General features: G+C 73.1%; 18 protein-coding genes. 5 read left to right on the forward strand and 13 right to left on the reverse strand.

The window, feature by feature from the left end:
• Positions 1-110: 110 nt before the first annotated feature.
• Positions 111-545 carry a hypothetical protein gene (locus tag IE207_RS18675; RefSeq protein ID WP_229873807.1) on the forward strand — a complete coding sequence of 145 codons (435 nt, stop codon included), beginning with the start codon at positions 111-113 and terminating at the stop codon, positions 543-545.
• 26 nt (positions 546-571) lie between these two features.
• On the opposite strand, the gene der is transcribed toward IE207_RS18675, so the two are convergent.
• The 4 genes from der to IE207_RS18695 all read right to left on the reverse strand — a co-directional run bounded on the left by der (position 572) and on the right by IE207_RS18695 (position 4,702).
• Entirely contained in the window at positions 572-2,035 is a 1,464-nt protein-coding gene (gene der, locus IE207_RS18680; RefSeq protein ID WP_190185363.1) for a ribosome biogenesis GTPase Der, read from the reverse strand.
• A gap of 75 nt (positions 2,036-2,110) precedes the next feature.
• The gene (locus IE207_RS18685; protein ID WP_190185427.1) at positions 2,111-2,698 is read right to left on the reverse strand and encodes a lysophospholipid acyltransferase family protein; all 588 of its coding nucleotides are present in this window, start codon (positions 2,696-2,698) and stop codon (positions 2,111-2,113) included.
• 56 nt (positions 2,699-2,754) lie between these two features.
• Positions 2,755-3,462, reverse strand: a complete 708-nt coding sequence (gene cmk, locus IE207_RS18690) for a (d)CMP kinase (protein ID WP_190185364.1) — start codon at positions 3,460-3,462, stop codon at positions 2,755-2,757.
• A 151-nt stretch (positions 3,463-3,613) separates the two neighbouring features.
• A complete protein-coding gene (locus tag IE207_RS18695) occupies positions 3,614-4,702 on the reverse strand; it encodes a prephenate dehydrogenase (protein WP_190185365.1) in 1,089 nt (362 codons plus the stop codon).
• 97 nt (positions 4,703-4,799) lie between these two features.
• On the opposite strand from IE207_RS18695, the gene IE207_RS18700 reads away from it, so the two are divergent.
• From IE207_RS18700 to IE207_RS18715, 4 genes are all read left to right on the forward strand, one after another.
• Positions 4,800-5,141, forward strand: coding sequence for a DUF952 domain-containing protein (locus tag IE207_RS18700; protein ID WP_190185366.1), 342 nt, complete (start codon positions 4,800-4,802; stop codon positions 5,139-5,141).
• A gap of 98 nt (positions 5,142-5,239) precedes the next feature.
• Positions 5,240-5,701, forward strand: a complete 462-nt coding sequence (locus IE207_RS18705; protein ID WP_190185367.1) for a Rieske (2Fe-2S) protein — start codon at positions 5,240-5,242, stop codon at positions 5,699-5,701.
• A gap of 27 nt (positions 5,702-5,728) precedes the next feature.
• Entirely contained in the window at positions 5,729-6,484 is a 756-nt protein-coding gene (locus tag IE207_RS18710) for a nucleotidyltransferase domain-containing protein (protein ID WP_190185368.1), read from the forward strand.
• A gap of 60 nt (positions 6,485-6,544) precedes the next feature.
• Positions 6,545-7,879 (forward strand): DUF2254 domain-containing protein, encoded by a 1,335-nt coding sequence (locus IE207_RS18715; RefSeq protein ID WP_229873808.1) that lies wholly within the window; start codon positions 6,545-6,547, stop codon positions 7,877-7,879.
• 75 nt (positions 7,880-7,954) lie between these two features.
• On the opposite strand, the gene IE207_RS18720 is transcribed toward IE207_RS18715, so the two are convergent.
• The 9 genes from IE207_RS18720 to IE207_RS18760 all read right to left on the reverse strand — a co-directional run bounded on the left by IE207_RS18720 (position 7,955) and on the right by IE207_RS18760 (position 16,791).
• A complete protein-coding gene (locus IE207_RS18720) occupies positions 7,955-9,004 on the reverse strand; it encodes an ADP-ribosylglycohydrolase family protein (protein ID WP_190185369.1) in 1,050 nt (349 codons plus the stop codon).
• Entirely contained in the window at positions 9,001-9,732 is a 732-nt protein-coding gene (locus tag IE207_RS18725; protein WP_190185370.1) for an NUDIX hydrolase, read from the reverse strand. Before IE207_RS18725 ends, IE207_RS18720 begins: the two co-directional genes overlap by 4 nt.
• Positions 9,729-10,859, reverse strand: a complete 1,131-nt coding sequence (locus IE207_RS18730) for an AAA family ATPase (RefSeq protein ID WP_190185371.1) — start codon at positions 10,857-10,859, stop codon at positions 9,729-9,731. Before IE207_RS18730 ends, IE207_RS18725 begins: the two co-directional genes overlap by 4 nt.
• On the reverse strand, positions 10,856-11,464 hold the full coding sequence (gene pnuC, locus IE207_RS18735; protein WP_190185372.1) for a nicotinamide riboside transporter PnuC: 609 nt from the start codon (positions 11,462-11,464) through the stop codon (positions 10,856-10,858). Before pnuC ends, IE207_RS18730 begins: the two co-directional genes overlap by 4 nt.
• A gap of 142 nt (positions 11,465-11,606) precedes the next feature.
• The gene (locus IE207_RS18740; RefSeq protein ID WP_190185373.1) at positions 11,607-12,944 is read right to left on the reverse strand and encodes a pseudouridine synthase; all 1,338 of its coding nucleotides are present in this window, start codon (positions 12,942-12,944) and stop codon (positions 11,607-11,609) included.
• Positions 12,944-13,594 carry an SMC-Scp complex subunit ScpB gene (gene scpB / locus IE207_RS18745; protein ID WP_190185374.1) on the reverse strand — a complete coding sequence of 217 codons (651 nt, stop codon included), beginning with the start codon at positions 13,592-13,594 and terminating at the stop codon, positions 12,944-12,946. Before scpB ends, IE207_RS18740 begins: the two co-directional genes overlap by 1 nt.
• Positions 13,591-14,658 carry a segregation and condensation protein A gene (locus IE207_RS18750; RefSeq protein WP_190185375.1) on the reverse strand — a complete coding sequence of 356 codons (1,068 nt, stop codon included), beginning with the start codon at positions 14,656-14,658 and terminating at the stop codon, positions 13,591-13,593. The genes scpB and IE207_RS18750 overlap by 4 nt, the downstream gene beginning before the upstream one ends.
• A gap of 532 nt (positions 14,659-15,190) precedes the next feature.
• Positions 15,191-15,646, reverse strand: a complete 456-nt coding sequence (locus IE207_RS18755; RefSeq protein ID WP_190185376.1) for a hypothetical protein — start codon at positions 15,644-15,646, stop codon at positions 15,191-15,193.
• Positions 15,631-16,791: a ParA family protein gene (locus tag IE207_RS18760; RefSeq protein ID WP_373304730.1), complete on the reverse strand. Its 1,161-nt coding sequence runs from the start codon at positions 16,789-16,791 to the stop codon at positions 15,631-15,633. Before IE207_RS18760 ends, IE207_RS18755 begins: the two co-directional genes overlap by 16 nt.
• Positions 16,792-16,813: the final 22 nt, after the last annotated feature.

A 16,813-nucleotide genomic window follows, 5' to 3' on the forward strand; every position in this document is an offset into this window, starting at 1 on the left:
GCGTTTTCGCCCCGGTCAGGCCGCATCCGCAGGGCTTCGGGTTCGTTGGCTGATACGTGCATTCATACGACCCCTCCCGCGCCCCGTCCTATCCGAGCAGCATCCCCCCGATGCGCACCTCACGGGACCGGGACGCCGCTCCGGCCGCCTCGCACACCCCGATCTACGACCTGCTGTACTCGGAGTACCTACGAGCGTTCCGTGCGCTCCCGGGCGACCGCACGGGCGAGGAGCACCTGGGCTTCACCTCGTTCTCCTACGGCGCCACCACCACCGGCTTCTCGCACACCGGCCTCTCGCACACCGGCGTCTCCGGCAACGGCGGCAGCTCGTACGGCGGCGGCTGGGCCCGCTCCTCCTGGCAGCCGGCGGACGCCTGGCAGCCCGCGTACTCCCCGGCCCCCCAGCAGCTGCCGCAGCCCGCGTACGCGTACGCGGGGAGCACGGGCGACGGATACGAGGCCGACGGCAGCGGGCGGCAGCACCAGACCGGGATGCACCACATCCCGGCGGCCCTGCCGCCCGCTCCGCGCCGGGGCTACTGACCCCGGCGGTACGTCACCGCGTACGCCTACTTCTTCTTCTTGTACTGCGCGCCGCGCTTCTCGCGCACCCGGACCGAGATGTGGATCGGGGTGCCCTCGAAGCCGAACTCCTCGCGCAGGCGGCGCTCGATGAAGCGCCGGTAGCCGTGCTCCAGGAAGCCGGAGGCGAAGAGGACGAACCGCGGCGGCTTGCTGCCCGCCTGGGTGCCGAACAGGATGCGGGGCTGCTTGCCGCCTCGGATCGGGTGCGGGTGCGCGGCGACGACCTCGCCGAGGAAGGCGTTCAGCCGGCCGGTGGGGACGCGCGTCTCCCAGCCGGCGAGGGCGGTCTCGATCGCCGGGACCAGCTTCTCCATGTGGCGGCCGGTGAGCGCCGAGACGTTCACCCGGGGCGCCCAGGAGACCTGCTGCATCTCGGTCTCGATCTCGCGCTCGAGGTAGTAGCGGCGCTCCTCGTCGAGCTCGTCCCACTTGTTGTAAGCGATCACGATGGCACGGCCGGCCTCGACGGCCATCGTGATGATGCGCTGGTCCTGGACGCTGATGGTCTCGGTCGAGTCGATCAGGATGACCGCGACCTCCGCCTTCTCGACGGCGGCGGCCGTGCGCAGGGAGGCGTAGTAGTCGGCGCCCTGCTGGAGGTGGACCTTCTTGCGGATGCCGGCGGTGTCGACGAACTTCCAGGTGACGCCGCCGAGCTGGATCAGCTCGTCGACCGGGTCGCGGGTGGTGCCGGCCAGCTCGTTGACGACGACGCGGTCCTCCTTCGCGACCTTGTTCAGGAGGGAGGACTTGCCGACGTTGGGGCGGCCGATCAGCGCGATGCGGCGCGGCCCGCCGAGGGGCGCGTTGCCGAAGGTCTGGGCGGGCGCCTCGGGCAGCGCGTCGAGCACTGCGTCGAGCATGTCGCCGGTGCCGCGGCCGTGGAGGGAGGACACCGGGTGCGGCAGGCCGAGGCCGAGGGACCACAGGGAAGCGGCGTCGGATTCGCCGCTGAGGCCGTCGACCTTGTTGGCGCACAGCACGACGGGCTTGCCGGCCCGGCGCAGCAGCTTGACGACGGCCTCGTCGCTGTCGGTGGCGCCGACCTTGGCGTCCACGACGAAGACGACCGCGTCGGCGGTCTCGATGGCGTACTCGGCCTGGGCGGCGACGGCCGCGTCGATGCCGAGGACGTCCTGCTCCCAGCCGCCGGTGTCGACGACCTTGAACCGGCGGCCGGCCCATTCGGCCTCGTAGGTGACGCGGTCGCGGGTGACGCCGGGCTTGTCCTCGACGACCGCCTCGCGACGGCCGATGATGCGGTTCACCAGGGTCGACTTGCCGACGTTGGGACGGCCGACGACGGCGAGGACGGGGAGCGGGCCGTGGCCGGCCTCCTCGATCGCGCCTTCGACGTCTTCGAGGTCGAAGCCTTCCTCCGCGGCGAGCTCCATGAACTCCGCGTACTCGGCGTCGCCAAGTGCTCCGTGGTCGTGCTGGTCGTTCATGAAGTCCGTTCCTCGTCGTCCGTGGTGATCGGTGGCAACCGCGCAGCGCGGTTCCACTACTAGGTCAAGTCTCGCTCAGCGCCCGGTGAGGCGCTTGGCGTCGGCCAGGTGGGCGGTCAGCCGGTCCTGGATGCGTAGGGTGGCGCCGTCCAGCGCGGTGCGCGTGCGGCGGCCGGTGCCGTCCCCGGCGTCGAAGGCGGAGCCGAAGACGACGTCCACCCGGCTCTTGAACGCCGGCAGCCCCTTCACCAGCCTGCCGCGGCTCTCGGTGCTGCCGAGGACGGCGACGGGCACGATGGGCGCGCCGCTGCGCACGGCGAAGTAGGCGAGGCCGGCGCGGAGCGAGGCGAAGTCGCCGTCGCCGCGGGTGCCCTCGGGGAAGATCCCGAGCGCGCCGCCGTTGTCCAGGACGCCGAGCGCGCGGCCGACGGCGGTCCGGTCGGTTCCGCTGCGGTCCACCTTCACCTGCCCGATCCCGTCCAGGAAGGGGCCGAGGGGGCCGACGTACGCTTCCTTCTTGATCAGGAAGTGCAGCGGCCGCGGCGCGGTGCCCATGACCATGGGGCCGTCTATGTTGTGGGAGTGATTCACGGCGAGGATCACGGGGCCCGTGGCGGGCACCCGCCAGGCGCCCAGTACGCGCGGCTTCCACAGCCCGTACATCAGGCCGATGCCGATCCGCCGCCCGATCGCCGCACCCTTGAGGGAGGGCGTATCGCTCACCTGCGTACCGTCCGCTTCTCTTCCACCAGGGTGACCACGCACTCGATGACCTGCTCCAGCGTCAGTTCGGTGGTGTCCACCTCGACGGCGTCGGCGGCCTTGGCCAGCGGGGAGGTCTTGCGCCCGGAGTCGGCCGCGTCCCGCTTGACCAGGGCTTCCTTGGTCGCCGCGAGGTCGGTGGCCTCCTTGCCGCGCAGCTCGCCGTTGCGGCGGGCGGCGCGGGCCTCGGCGGAGGCGGTGAGGAACACCTTGAGGTCGGCGTCGGGCAGGACGGTGGTCCCGATGTCCCGGCCCTCGACCACGATGCCCTCGGCGTCCTGGGCGGCCTCGGCGGCGATGGAACGCTGGAGGTCGGTGATCAGGGCGCGCACCTCGGGCACGGCGCTGACCGCGCTGACCTTGGAGGTGACTTCCTGGGTGCGGATCGGGCCGGAGGCGTCGAGGCCGTCGACGGTGATGGTGGGCGCGCCCGGGTCCGTGCCGGACACGATGGCGGGCTTGCCGGCCGCGAGCGCTATCGCCTGGGGGTCGTCGGTGTCGATCCCGTTGGTGATCATCCACCAGGTGATGGCCCGGTACTGGGCACCGGTGTCCAGGTAACGCAGGCCGAGCTTCGCGGCCACGGCCTTGGACGTGCTGGACTTGCCCGTGCCGGAGGGACCGTCGATGGCGACGATCACGGCGGCCGGAGCTGCGGTTTCCACGGTGCGGGCACCTTCCTGGTTGCGCGTACGTGTCCGGGCGCGCCAAAGAGCGCCCCTCCCCCAGGTTACCGGGCATTTCCAGCGCCCCCACCGCCCCGTCCGGAGCCCGGCCTCCCGGGCGGCGCCCCACGGTCCCCGCGCGGCCCGTGCGCTACTGCTGGCGCAGGGCCCAGCCGCGCTCGCGCAGCTCGGCCTCCAGGGCGGCCACGGCCCGCGGCTCCACCATCAGCTGCACGAGGCCCGCCTGCTGGCCGGTCGCGTGCTCGATCCGGACGTCCTCGATGTTGACCCCGGCCCGGCCGGCGTCCGCGAAGATCCGCGCCAGCTCGCCGGGGCTGTCGCTGATGAACACCCCGACCGTCTCGTACGCCATGGGCGCCGCCCCGTGCTTGCCCGGGACCCGGACCCGGCCGGCGTTGCCCCGCCTCAGTACGTCCTCGATGCCGGCCGCCCCGCCCCGCCGCTTCGCCTCGTCGCCGGACTGGAGTCCGCGCAGGGCCTCCACCGTCTCCTCCAGGTCGGCGGCGATCCCGGCCAGTACGTCGGCCACCGGCCCCGGGTTGGCTGACAGGATCTCCACCCACATCCCCGGGTCGGAGGCCGCGATGCGCGTCACGTCCCGGATGCCCTGCCCGCACAGCCGGACCGCCGTCTCGTCCGCCTCCTCCAGCCGGGCCGCGACCATGCTCGACACCAGCTGCGGGGTGTGCGAGACGAGCGCCACCGCCCGGTCGTGCGCGTCCGCGTCCATCACCACCGGGACGGCACGGCACAGGGCCACCAGTTCCAGCGCCAGGTTCAGCACCTCGTGGTCGGTGTCCCGGGCGGGCGTGAGCACCCACGGCCGGCCCTCGAACAGGTCCGCCGTCGCCGCGAGCGGACCCGAGCGTTCCTTGCCGGCCATCGGGTGCGTGCCGATGTACGCCGACACGTCCGCGCCGAGTGCCGCGAGCTCCCGGCGCGGGCCGCCCTTGACGCTCGCGACGTCCACGTAGGCCCGGGCGAGGCCGCGCCCGATCGCGTCGGCCAGTGCCGCCGCGACGTGGGCGGGGGGTACGGCCACGATCGCGAGGTCGACCGTGCCTTCGAGGGGCTCGTCGGTACCCGCGCCCAGGGCGGCGGCCGTACGGGCCTGCGCCGGATCGTGGTCGACCAGGTGGACGGTGATCCCCCGGGCGGTCAGGGCGAGCGCCGCGGAGGTGCCGATCAGTCCGGTTCCGATGACGACGGCGGTTCTCACGGGGCGCTCCAGGGTGATCGCGTGACTGCGGGCCTGACTCAGGGTAGCCAGCCCCGTCGGGCCGTGGCCCGTCGCCCGCTGCGGTAGAACGGGCGGCATGATCTTCCACATCGTCCCGCTCGCCGACTGGACCGCCGCGCCCGATCTCCCGTACGCCCCGCCCTCGCTCGCCTCGGAGGGGTTCGTGCACTGCTCGGCGGACCGTGCGACCGCGCTGGCGATCGTCGAGTCCCACTACCGGGAGACGCCCGGCACCCTGCTGGCCGTGGAACTCGACGAGGGGGCGCTGCTCCCGGAGGTCCGCCGTGAGGGTGATTCCGGCGGCCTCTACCCGCACGTCCACGGTCCGCTGAACCGGGACGCCGTGGGCCACGTGTGGGAGGTCGTACGCACACCAGGCCGTCCCGCCTCACTGGCCCCATGGCGGCCGGGAAACTGAGGCAAGGTCGGACAGCATGGCGCGGCGGGCTTTCCCCGGGAGCCGTCGCACGCCAGGATGCTGCTCGCCCAGCGGCCACGAAGCGAGGAGAACGTCCCATGAGCGAGCCCACACCCACCGCGCGGCGCACGGTCCTGGCGGCAGGGGCGGTGGCCCTGGCGGGCGGCGCCCTGGCCGGCTGCGGCGGCAACGACAAGCCGGCGGCCGGGTCCGCCAGCGCCGAGGCACCCAAGCCCGCCGCCACTCCCACGCCCTCCTCCGGGGGCGCCGGCAAGCCGCTCCTCGCGTCCTCGTCCGTCCCGGTGGGCGGCGGGACGATCCTCAAGGCCGAGAAGCTGGTGGTCACCCAGCCCACGGCGGGCTCGTTCCGCTGCTTCTCGGCGGTGTGCACGCACCAGGGCTGCCTCGTGGGCACCGTGGCGGACGGCACCATCGACTGCCTTTGCCACGGCAGCAAGTTCAAGATCGCCGACGGGGCGGTGGCCCACGGCCCGGCGACCCGGCCGCTGCCGGAGCAGCAGATCAACGTGGCCCCGAACGGCGAAATCTCCCTCGCGTAGGGGCACGTCCCCGCCTACGCTCCGGGGATGAACGAGCCCGCGCCCGCAGAACACCTCGCCCTGGTACGCGACCACACGGTCTACGCGTGCGTCATGGGCTCCCGGGCGTTCGGCCTGGCGACGGAGGCGAGCGACACCGACCGGCGCGGTGTCTACCTCGCCCCGACGCCGCTGTTCTGGCGCTTTGAGAAGCCGCCGAGCCATGTCGCGGGGCCCCGGGACGAGGAGTTCTCCTGGGAGCTGGAACGTTTCTGCGACCTCGCCCTGCGGGCCAATCCGAACGTCCTGGAGTGCCTGCACTCGCCCCTGGTGGAACGGCTCACCCCGCTCGGCGAGGAGCTCATCTCTCTGCGTCCGGCCTTCCTCTCGCGCCAGGCCCACACGAGCTTCACCCGCTACGCCGCCGGCCAGCACCGCAAGCTCCTCTCGGACGTCCGCACGCACGGCGCCCCGCGCTGGAAGCACGCCATGCACCTGCTGCGCCTGCTCCTGTCCTGCCGCGACCTGCTGCGCACGGGCCGCCTGACGATCGACGTGACCCCGCACCGCGACCGCCTCCTCGCGGTCAGGCGCGGCGAACTGGCCTGGGCGGAAACGGACGCCTGGATGTCCCGCCTCACCCGGGACTGCGACTCCGCCCTGCTCAAAACGCCGCTCCCCGCCGAACCGGACCACGCCCGCGTATCCGACTTCCTGCACCGAGCCCGCCACGCCTCGGCCACCGCGCGAATGGGACACCCCGCTACGGGTACCCGCACAAGGACAGCCACATTGGGCGGTTGACGAAGCCACTCCGGGAAGGCCTCTCCGCGTCGTGCGGGGCGCCCGGGCAGAGGAGTCGGCATGCCGGACCCGAACATGCTCGCCGCACGCCTGGCGGGGCGGGCCGTCGCCTATCTGCGCTCGCGCATGTGGGTCATCCCGGTGGCCTGTCTGTTCGCGGGTGTGGGGTTGTGCCTGGGCACCCTGGCCATCGACCGCGCCAGCGGCTACCACCTCTTGGACAACGGCCTGGTGGGCACCTCCTCGACCGCCGACTCGATCCTCAGCTCGGTCGCCGCCACGATGACGACCCTGATCCCCCTCGTGCTCACGATCACCACCGTGACGGTGCAGCTCGCGATGGGGCAGTTCTCGCCCCGGATCGTGGCCGCCCTGCTGCACGACCGCGTCAGCCAGTGGGCCATGGGACTGTTCACGGCCACGTTCGCCTTCGCCATCGTGGCGATGCGCAACACCCGGGCGAGTCCGGACGGGGTTCCCGGCCTGACCGTCCTCACGGCGTACGTACTCGTCCTGGCCAGCGTCGTCGGTCTCGTCCTGTACGTCCACCACTCCAGCCGCTCGCTGCGGGCGGCCGGCCTCATCGACCTGGTCGGCGACCACACCCACCGTGAGATCGACCGCCTGTATCCGGTCGAGCCGCAGGAACGGCCGGGGCCGCCGCGCCCGAAGACCGTCGACGCGCCGCCGACGTCCGCGACGGGCGTGCGGCACATCGTGGCGAACGCCGGCGCACCGGGGATCCTCGTCCGTCTCGACCTCGTCCGGCTGGTGCGGCTGGCCGCTCGTGCCGACTGCGTGCTGGAGACCGTCCCGATGATGGGGGACTTCGTCCACGCCGGCAGCCCGCTCTTCCGCGTGCGCGGCGAGATCGGCCGTCTCGACCAGAGCGCACTTCGCCACGCGGTCCACCTCGGCGACGAACGCACGCACGAGGACGACTGCGCCTACGGCATCCGCAAGCTGGTCGACATCGCCGAGCGCAGCATCGCCCAGCCCTTCAACGACCCCACCACCGCCGTCCAGTCGATCGACCGGGTGCACGACTGCCTGCGCCAGCTCGCGTGCCGGTCCTTCCCCTCGGGCCGCCACTGCGACGAGGACGGCGCGGTCCGGGTGATCACCCGAAGTCTCACCTGGGACGGTTACGTCCGCCTGGCACTGGACGAGATCCGGCTCGCGGGCTGCTCCACCCCGCAGGTCACCCGGCGCGTGTGCGCCTTGATCGATGACCTCAAGAGCCTGGCACCACGCGGACGCCAGGAGCCTTTGGACCGGCAGCTGCGTCTGCTGGAGGCGGCGGTCCGCCGGACCTACGAGGACGAGGAGGACATCGCCGCAGCGCTCACCCCCGACTACCAGGGGATCGGCTCCGGCAGCGATGTCACTCACTGACCGTGCCGGGCTGACGCGACCACGGCACCGGGGCCGGGACTGGCCATGTGCTGCTGCCCGGTGTCATGAACGCAGTCAGGCGTCCCAGAGGGAGCCGAACCCCAGGAGTTCGTCGCGGTGTTCGATCCGGCTCTGCCAGTCCGCGGGCCAGGCGCCGGCGCCCAGGTGCGCGCCGGCGAAGGCGCCGGTGAGGCAGGCGATCGAGTCCGAGTCGCCCTTGGTGCAGGCCGCGCGGCGCAGGGCCGTCAGGGGGGCCTCCGGGAAGAGGAGGAAGCACTGGAGGGCGGTGGCGAGGGCCTCCTCGGCGATCCAGCCGTCGCCGGTGGTGAGACAGGGGTCCGTCTCCGGGGACGGCTCGCGCAGGGCCGTGGCGAGGTGGTTCAGGGCGGTGAGGCACTCGTCCCAGCCGCGCGCGACGAAGGACTCCGGGGTGGCGTCCGACCCCGTGCGCATCCACAGGTCGCCGAGCCAGCGCTCGTGGTAGCGGGTGCGGTGGTCCAGGGCGTAGGAGCGGAGCAGGCCGACGAGTCCCGTGGGCTCCGTACCCCGCGCCAGCAGGTGGACGGCGTACGCCGTCAGGTCGGAGGCCGCGAGCGCCGTCGGGTGGCCGTGCGTGAGGGCCGACTGCAACTGGGCCGCTCCCGCCCGCTCCTCCTGCGTCCAGCCGGGCACCAGGCCCACCGGCGCCACCCGCATGTTCGCCCCGCAGCCCTTTGAGCCGGTCTGGCTGGCCTCGCGCCAGTCCCGCTGCGGCTCGTCCAGCAGCCGGCAGGCCCGCAGGCAGGTGTTGCCGGGGGCCCGGTCGTTCTCCGGGGAGTGGTACCAGTCGACGAACTCCTCCCGGACCGGACGCGTCAGCCGCAGCGGGCCGATCGGGCCGCGCTCCGTCGCCGTCCGGATGCCGCGCGCCAGCGCCAGTGTCATCTGGGTGTCGTCCGTGATGAGCGCCGGGCGGGGCAGCCGCATCTCGCGCCAGGGGCCGGTCTTGGCGAGGATCGACGGCACGTCGTGGAACTCCGTCGGGAAGCCCAGGGCGTCGCCCAGGGCCAGGCCCATCAGGGCGCCGGTCGCGGCGCGCTTGGCCGAGGGGGCCTTGGCCTGCGTCGCGGTGGTCGTCTGCGTCATCGCGGGTGTCCTTCCGTGGGGCGGAGCAAGGGCGGGTGCAGGACCGTCGCCGGCCCGGGGCGGTAGAGCGCGGCCGGTTTGCCCCGGCCACCGGTCAGCCGGGCGGCTCCGGGAACCGCCTCGACGAAGCCGGGCGTGGCCAGGACCTTGCGGCGGAAGTTGGGGCGGTCCAGGGCGGTGTCCCAGACGGTCTCGTAGACGGCCTGGAGCTCGCCGAGGGTGAACTCGGGCGGGCAGAACGCGGTGGCCAGGCAGGTGTACTCCAGCTTCGAGCCGACCCGGGAGCGGGCGTCGGAGAGGATCACCGCGTGGTCGAACGCCAGGCCGGCCGCCCCGTCCACGGGCACCCACCGCGCCCGGTCGGCGTCACCGCCGCCCTCCGCCGCGGGCTCGGGCATGTCGGGGACCAGCGCGGTGAACGCCACCGACACCACCCGCATCCGGGGGTCCCGGCCGGGTTCGCTGTAGGTGCGCAGCTGTTCGAGGTGCAGGGCTGCCACCAGGGCGGGTGACAGGCCCGTCTCCTCGGCGAGTTCCCGGCGCGCGGCCGTCTCGGCCGACTCCCGGGGCAGTATGAAACCGCCGGGGAGCGCCCAGGCACCCGCGTACGGTTCCTGGCCGCGCCGGATCAGCAGGACGTGCAGGGCGCCGGCCCGTACGGTGAACACAGCGAGGTCGACGGTCACGGCGAACGGCTCGAAGGCGCGGGGGTCGTAGGCCGTGTTCACGCCTCCCCCGTGCCGGGCAGCCGGACGTTCTCTGGCAGCGGGTCCGCGAAGTACCAGCCCTCGGCCAGCAGTTCGTCGACCGCAGTCACGGCCGCCGCCAGCCGCGCCTCGCGATCGCCGCGCACGACCAGGAAACGTCTGCCGGTCCGCTCCAGTTCCTCCCGGAACCTGCCGGTCATCCAGGGCCGCAGGTGTTCTCCGTCGCGCAGGCCGTCGTCCTCGAACGGCACGTCCGCGTCGTCCGTCAGCAGGTACAGGTCCCGCCGGGTCAGGGCGGCGATCTTCTCGGTCTCCTCGCTGCGGGTCCCCAGGTACCGCTCGTGCCAGATCCCGGTGGCGAAGGAGTCGGTGTCGCAGAACAGCACCGGCGAGCCCAGCCGAGCGGCGTGCTCCTCCTGCGCGTCCTGGCGGCGGGCGATCACCGGGAACTCCCGGGACGCGAAGGACACGTCAGCCCAGGAGGCGTCCGGGTCCACGGCCCGCGCCGCCGCGAGTTTCTCCTCGCTGTAGCGGCGCCCGTACTCGGCGACCCAGCCGGTCTTCGACCACACCCCGCCGCGCCGCCGGTAGTGGGCCGCGAGGTCCCGGGACAGGGTCGTGGTGCCCGTGGACTCGGCGCCCAGGACGACGACCCGCCGGGTCAGGGCGGCCCGGACGCCGGGGCCGAGGAACTCCCAGCAGCCGGCCGGGTCGGCGCGTACGGCCTTACCCGACACCGGGAACAGCGTCCGCTCCCGGTCCACGAGGACCTCCTGCGCGCCGAACCGCCGCGCGAGTTCGCCCCCGTACGCCTCCGAGGTGAAGACGGCGTCCACGCGCCGGGGCACCGCGGCCCGGAAGATCGCCATGTGCGCCTCCCAGACCGCGGGGTCGTGCAGGTCCACCGGGACGTCGTCGACCGCGCCCACCACCTGCGCACCCGGGTGTTCCTCGCGCAGCCACGCGACCCGGTCCGCCAGCGGCACCGACTCGACGGAGGCCGCGCAGACCAGGACGGTCAGCCGCTCGCACTGGTCCTGGGCGGTGCGCACCAGGTGGTGGTGGCCGGCGTGCGGCGGATAGAACTTGCCCAGCACCAGCCCGTGCCCGTACCGCTTCCCGCCGGCCGTACCGCTCGTGGCACTCATACCGTCGCCTCCACGGCCCCGCGGGTGCCGCGGCCCGGCAGCTCGCGGCGCCAGCCCGCCAGCCCGGCCACGCACAGGAGCAGGAAGCCGCCGTAGAGGACGGAGGTCAGGTAGAGCCCCTTGTAGACGTACAGGGGGATGTAGACGAGGTCGGCGGCGATCCACAGCCACCAGGACTCCAGGAGCTTGCGGCACTGCCCGTAGGTGGCCATGAGGGACAGTGCGGTGGTCAGCGCGTCCCAGAACGGGACGGTGGAGTCGGTGACCCTGCCGAGCAGCAGGGTCAGACCGAGCACCCCCACCGCCCCCGCCGCGGCGAGCGCGGCCCATTCGGCGCGCGTGGTGCGGCGCACCGGCAGGGCCCGGGCGGTTCCTGGTCCACCCCCGTGGGTCCAGGACCACCAGCCGTACGCGGCGAGGGCGATGAAGACGATCTGCAGTCCGGCGTCGGCATAGAGGCCGGTCCGGGCGAACAGCACGATGAAGAAGACGTTGTTGGCAATGCCGATCGGCCAGTTGGCGATGTGCTGCCGGGCCACCAGCCAGACGCACAAGGCGCCCGTGGCCGATCCGAGGACCTCGGTCCAGCTCGTGTTCCAGCCCATGACTGCCCCCCTCCCTTTATAGTCACAATGACTATAAACACGGCACGCCGCGAACGGAAGGGGAACGCAAGAACCCGCGGCGCCCGAAGGCACCGCGGGTTCTCGGCGAGGCTCTGCGCGCAGGACCTCGTAACGGGACGGACTACAGACCGACCTCGCGCATCAGCATGCCGACCTCGGTGTTGGTCAGGCGGCGCAGCCAGCCCGACTTCTGGTCGCCCAGCTCGATCGGCCCGAACGACGTGCGCACGAGCTTGTCGACCGGGAAGCCGGCCTCCGCCAGCATGCGGCGGACGATGTGCTTGCGGCCCTCGTGGAGGGTCACCTCGACGAGGTAGTTCTTGCCGACCTGGTCGAGCACGCGGAAGTTGTCGGCGCGGGCATAGCCGTCCTCCAGCTCGATGCCGTCCTTGAGGCGCTTGCCGATGTCCCGGGGCAGGGCGCCCGTGATGGAGGCGACGTACGTCTTCTGCACGCCGTACTTGGGGTGCGTGAGGCGGTGGGCCAGCTCACCGTGGTTGGTGAGCAGGATGATGCCCTCGGTCTCGGTGTCGAGCCGGCCGACGTGGAACAGCCGCGTCTCGCGGTTGGTGACGTAGTCGCCGAGGCACTGGCGGCCGTCCGGGTCCTCCATGGTGGACACGACACCGGCGGGCTTGTTCAGCGCGAAGAACAGGTACGACTGGGTGGCGACGGTCAGGCCGTCCACCTTGATCTCGTCCTTCGGCTGCACGCGCTTGCCCTGCTCCAGCACGATCTCGCCGTTGACCTCGACGCGGGCCTGCTCGATCAGCTCCTCGCAGGCGCGGCGCGAGCCCATGCCGGCGCGGGCGAGCACCTTCTGCAGGCGCTCCCCCTCCTCCTCGGCTCCCGGAAAGGTCTTCGGGGTCTTGATCACGGGCTTGTCGGCGTACCGGTCGCGCACGCGCTCCTCGATCCGCGCGTCCAGCTCGCGGGGGCGCGACTGGCCGCTGCGGCTGCCGGGACCACGACGCGGGCCGCCAGCCCCGCCGATGCCGGGCGTCTTGGAGGTCTTGGGGCCGCCCTTGGCGCCACCGCGCGCGGCCGCGCCGCGGGCACCGCCCGAACCGCCCCGGCCGCCGTCGGAGGCGCCGCGGGCACCGCCGCCGCCCGCCTTGGGGCCGCTGCGGCCCGACCGCTCGCCCTCGGGGCCGACGTCGTAGCGCCGCTCCTCGGGGCGGGGGTTGCGCGGACGCTGGGGCGCCTGGTCGCGGTCACGGTCACGGTCGCGGAAACCGCCCGCGCCCGAACCCGAGCCCGAGCCGCCGCCCCGGTAGCCACCGCCACCGCCCGCGCCGGAGCCGCCACCGCGGTAGCCACCGCCGCCGGAGCCTCCGGAGCTGCCACCGCGGTAGCCACCGCCCGCGCCGGAGCCGGCGCCGCGGGAGTTCCCGCGCCCGCCACCACCGCCGCCGCTGTTCCTGTTGCCGCCGCCGTTGCCGTTACCGCTGCTTCGCATCAAAGTTCCGTCGTCTTGTCGTCTTCATCGGTATCCGGTGCATCCGGATCGAACGACGGAACACCCTCTTGCGTCTCGGCTTCGATCGCGTCCGCCTCGGGGAGGAAGGGCGCGAGCTCCGGGAGCTCGTCCAGGCCGCGCAGGCCCATCCGCTCCAGAAAGTAGTTCGTCGTCCTGTACAGGATCGCACCTGTTTCGGGTTCCGTCCCCGCCTCGGCCACCAGACCGCGCTGGAGCAGGGTCCGCATGACCCCGTCGCAGTTGACCCCGCGGACCGCCGAGACCCGCGAACGGCTCACCGGCTGGCGGTACGCGACGATGGCCAGGGTCTCCAGGGCCGCCTGGGTGAGACGGGCCTGCTGACCGTCCAGTACGAAGGCCTCGACCGCCGGGGCGTACTCGGCCCGGCTGTAGAAGCGCCAGCCCCCGGCGACGGGGCGCAGCTCGAATCCGCGCCGCTGGACGGTGTACTCGTCGGCGAGCTCGCGCAGCGCGTCCGCCACCTCGCGCGGCCGGCGCTCCAGCACCTTGGCGAGGTGTTCCTCGGTCGCGGGCTCGTCCACGACCATGAGGACGGCCTCCAGGGCGCCCTTGAGCGCGAGCCCGGCCACGTCGGCCACCACGTCGGCCCCCTCGGCCACCTCGGTCATTCCTTCGCCTCCACGATCTGGTCGAACTCGTCCGTCACCCTCGGCATGCCGTCCCCGTCCCCGCCGCTCCAGCGCACCGTGAGCGCCCCGAGGGCCTGCTCCTGGTCGAGGACCACCGCCTTCTCGCGGTAGAGCTCCAGCAGGGCCAGGAAGCGCGCGACGACGGTGAGGGTGTCGGGGGCGCCCTCGGTGAGCTCCTGGAAGGTGGCCTCGCCGCGGGCCTTGAGCAGGGCGACGACCAGGCCGGCCTGCTCGCGGACGCTGACGAGCGGGGCGTGGATGTGCTCGACGTAGACCTGGGGCTCGGCGCGCGGCCGCATGGCCTGGACGGCGAGCCGGGCGAAGCCGTCGGTGCCGATGCTGATGACGACCGCGGGCAGCAGCTCGGCGTGGTGGGGCTCCAGTCCCACGGTACGGGGGTACCGCCGGCCCTCGTCGCGGGCCCAGTCCTGGAAGAGCGCGGCGACCTGTTTGTACGCCCGGTACTGGAGCAGCCGGGCGAAGAGCAGGTCCCGGGCTTCGAGCAGGGCGAGGTCGGCCTCGTCCTCGATCTCGGCGGCGGGGAGCAGGCGGGCGGCCTTGAGGTCGAGCAGGGTCGCGGCGACGACGAGGAACTCGCTGGTCTGGTCGAGGTCCCAGTCGGGGCCCATGGCCCGGATGTACGCCATGAACTCGTCGGTAACTTGGGAGAGGGCGACTTCGGTGACGTCGAGCTTGTGCCGGGAGATCAGCTGGAGCAGCAGATCGAATGGCCCCTCGAAGTTCGCCAGCCTCAGGGTGAACCGCCCCCCGGCCGGCTGTCCCTCGGCCGGCTGTCCACCGGCCGGCCGGCCGTCGCGAGACCCGGCAGCCCGGCCCTGCGACCCGGATCCCCCGTCCTCCGGTGCCCCCTGCCCGTCCGGGGGCCGCCGGCCGTCCCCCTCGGACCCCGCAGCCCGGACCACCGGATCCGCCGCCTCGGGGCCCTGCGGACCGCCCACCTGCCCGGCCGCCGGGGCAGCGGAGCCCGGGCCGCGTCCCAGGTGGCGACGGGTCGGGCGGCCGGATTCGGCGGGAGAGGGCATCGGGGTCCAGGTTCGTGGCGGTAGGGGTATGGCCGTGCCAGCAGCCTAACCACCGCCCCACCCCCTCCCGCCCGGCCGACACAGCGCCGTACACCGCGTGGCGCCGGGTCCGCCCCCACCCGTCCCCCGCCGCCCCGACCGCTGCCTGACCGGCGGGGTCGGCCCGAAGACGCACGGCGCGCCGCGCAGACGGGGCAGCATCGCGGCCCGGTGGCCTGGACGGCCGTCTCGGCGGACGCAACCGGCGCGCCCTGCCCCGGTGGCCGGCGCGGGCCCGTGGACGTGCGGTGTCGGGCAGACCGAACGGCATCACCGGCCGGAGGCCAGGGCGGGCGGCGCAACCGCCACGGCCGTGGGCGTGCGGTGTCGCGCAGGTGGACCCCGTCGTGGGACTGGCGCCCGGCGCGGGCCGCAAGACGGCCGGCGTGCGGCGGACGTGCGGGGGCTCAGGGGTTGCCGCTCGGTCCGGCAGGGCTCACCCCGCGCCGCCCGGCGGCTCGCGACCCGGGTGAAGGGCCGGGGCCGTGGGAGGTCAGCGGCCGCGGAGGCGGCGGACCAGGATGCTGGCGTCGCCGCGGGACTCCAGGTCGGCCAGGACCACCGCCACCGCCTCGCGGACGATGCGGCCGCGGTCGACCGCCAGGCCGTGCTCCCCGCGCAGCACCAGCCGCGCGTGCTCCAGGTCCATCAGCTCCTCCGCGGAGACGTAGACCGTGATCTTCTCGTCGTGCCGCTCACGCCCGCTCGGGCGCCGGTTCGCGCCCCGGCCCTGCCCCTTGCCGGACCGGGGCGAGGACGCCCCGGCGGCGGTGGCAGAACCTTCCTGCGGCCGCCGCTGCGCGCCCACCGCCGGCTCCTGCGCAGCCGGGGCGGAAGGGGGAGGCGAAGGCTCCTCCGCGCCCCGCCTCGGCGAGGACGACTGCAGTGCCGTCCCCCCGGTCGTACGGAACAGTTCGTCGGCTCCGGGCAGACTCACTCGGCGGGACACCGGGCGAGCACCTCCCTGGCCAGCTGGCGGTAGGCGGCGGCGCCGACGGAGTTGGAGGCGTACGTGGTGATCGGCTCACCGGCGACCGTGGTCTCCGGGAAGCGCACCGTGCGGCCGATGACCGTGTGGTAGACGTGGTCGTCGAACGCCTCGACGACGCGAGCCAGCACCTCACGGCTGTGCACCGTACGGGAGTCGTACATCGTGGCGAGGATGCCGTCCAGCTCCAGCTCGGGGTTGAGCCGCTCCTGCACCTTCTCGATGGTCTCGGTCAGCAGCGCCACCCCGCGCAGTGCGAAGAACTCGCACTCCAGCGGGACGATGACCTTGTGAGCCGCCGTCAGGGCGTTCACGGTCAGCAGACCGAGCGAGGGCTGACAGTCGATCACGATGTAGTCGTAGTCCTGCATAAGCGGCTTGAGCGCCCGCTGGAGCGTGGACTCGCGCGCGACCTCGCTGACCAACTGCACTTCGGCTGCGGACAGGTCGATGTTGCTCGGCAGCAGGTCCATGTTGGGAACGGCCGTCTTGAGCAGCACCTCGTCGGCCGACATGCCCCGCTCCATGAGCAGGTTGTAGACCGTCAGGTCGAGTTCCATCGGGTTGACGCCGAGGCCCACGGACAGCGCGCCCTGCGGGTCGAAGTCGACGAGCAGCACCCGTCGCCCGTACTCGGCGAGCGCGGCGCCCAGGTTGATGGTCGACGTGGTCTTGCCCACGCCGCCCTTCTGGTTGCACATCGCGATGATCGTCGCGGGACCGTGGTCGGTCAGCGGGCCCGGGATCGGGAAGTACGGCAGCGGCCGTCCGGTCGGGCCGATCCGCTCGCGGCGCTGGCGGGCAGCGTCGGGGGCGAGAGTGGCCGCGTACTCGGGGTCGGGCTCGTACTCCGCGTCGGGGTCGTAGAAGTGCCCTTCGGGCACCTGGTCGTAGTCGGCGAGTCCCACGGGCTGTTCGCCGCTCGGGTCGCCGGCCCTGGAGTTCACGTCTAGGCCGTCCATGCTCTTTTGGGGCGTCGTCATGTGCTGGTGGTTTGCGAAGGTGCGGACTGCGACGGAGCCGACAGGCCCGGCCCCGGCGGGACCTCGGCCCCGCTCTGGCGTTCCTGCTCGACCACCCCCAGGAGCAAATGTCGACTCATTCACAAGTCGTCTTACCTCCTCGGAC

The sequence above is a fragment of the Streptomyces cirratus genome (genome assembly GCF_014650775.1).
In the GTDB taxonomy this organism is placed as follows: Bacteria; Actinomycetota; Actinomycetes; order Streptomycetales; family Streptomycetaceae; genus Streptomyces; species Streptomyces cirratus.